Source organism: Micromonospora mangrovicola (assembly GCF_047200535.1).
Classification (GTDB): domain Bacteria; phylum Actinomycetota; class Actinomycetes; order Mycobacteriales; family Micromonosporaceae; genus Micromonospora.
Window position 1 is genome coordinate 1 of the sequence record NZ_JBJZOG010000242.1, and the last position, 1,014, is coordinate 1,014.

The window sequence follows — 1,014 nt, forward strand, 5'->3', positions numbered from 1 at the left end:
GGGGTGGGGGGGGAGGGGGGGGGGGGGGGGGTGGTGTCTCCCCCCCCCCCCCACCGGGCCGCATCCGTCCTCACCCCGTCACAGGGTCAGTCATGGTGGCGAAGGCGATGACGTTGTTGAGATAGCTGCCGGCGTTCCGGTCGAACTGCCCGCCGCAGGTGACCACCCGTAGGCTGGGCCTGTCGCTGGGGCCGTAGACCAACTCGGTGGGAAAGTCGGTCTTCGGGTACGACTTCACCTCGTCGATGGTGAACGTGGCGGTCGAGCCATCTTCCCGGGCGACGTCGATGGTGTCGCCCGGGTGGAGCGAGCCGAGGTTGAAGAAGACCGCCGGCCCGAGCTTGGCCGAGTCGACGTGGCCGACGATGACCGCGTTGCCGACCTCGCCGGGACTGGGCCCGGGGGAGTACCACCCCGCTTTCATGGCCTGGTCCAGCGGGGGTACCTGGACCGTGCCGTCCGGGTTCATGCCCAGGGTCATGATCTCCGCGTTCACCCCGATCCGCGGGATCGAGATGGTCGTCGGGGCCGATCGGGGCAGTCCGGCGGGGGCGGTGTCCGGGTTCGGTGCGGTGGACCCGTCGTCCACGGCCGCCTGGTCGGCGATGTCCGTACCGGTCCGGTCAGTCCGCCCCGGGGTGCCCGTGGCGAACGGGGACAGGTCGCCGGGTCCGGCCTGGGCGAGCGGTTGGGGCGGGCGGGGTGGCGGCACGGTGCGGAAGGAAGCGCCGATCAGGCCGGCGCCCACCATGGCGAGCAGGAGGACGACGGCGGCGCCGGCGGCGCGCCACGGTCTCCCGTGACGGCCGCCGGCCCGTGCCGCCGTCCAGTCAGACGAGGTCATCGGCCCGACGCCGACGCAGCAGGATCATGCCACCGAGCGCGGCGGCGCCGATCACGCCCACGCCGCTGGCGGCCATGTTGCGGTCGAGGCTGGTGGTGGTCATGCCACCGTCACCCCCGTCGACGTGGCCACGCGGCACGCACCGGTCCCGGTCCTTGCGGTCCTGGTCC

1 protein-coding gene and 1 pseudogene are annotated in these 1,014 nt (G+C 73.1%); both read right to left on the minus strand.

Annotated elements, in window-relative coordinates; all coding sequences use genetic code 11:
- Positions 1–70: 70 nt before the first annotated feature.
- On the minus strand, positions 71–844 hold the full coding sequence (locus ACL02O_RS34270; RefSeq protein WP_412822333.1) for a class F sortase: 774 nt from the start codon (positions 842–844) through the stop codon (positions 71–73).
- A pseudogene (locus tag ACL02O_RS34275) lies at positions 831–1,014 on the minus strand (hypothetical protein); the annotation flags it as partial. The gene ACL02O_RS34270 and the pseudogene ACL02O_RS34275, both read right to left, overlap by 14 nt.

What these genes read in the sequence shown, in the direction of transcription:
- ACL02O_RS34270 (WP_412822333.1), bottom strand. Translation starts at nt 844, where the DNA reads ATGACCTCGTCTGACTGGACGGCGGCACGGGCCGGCGGCCGTCACGGG.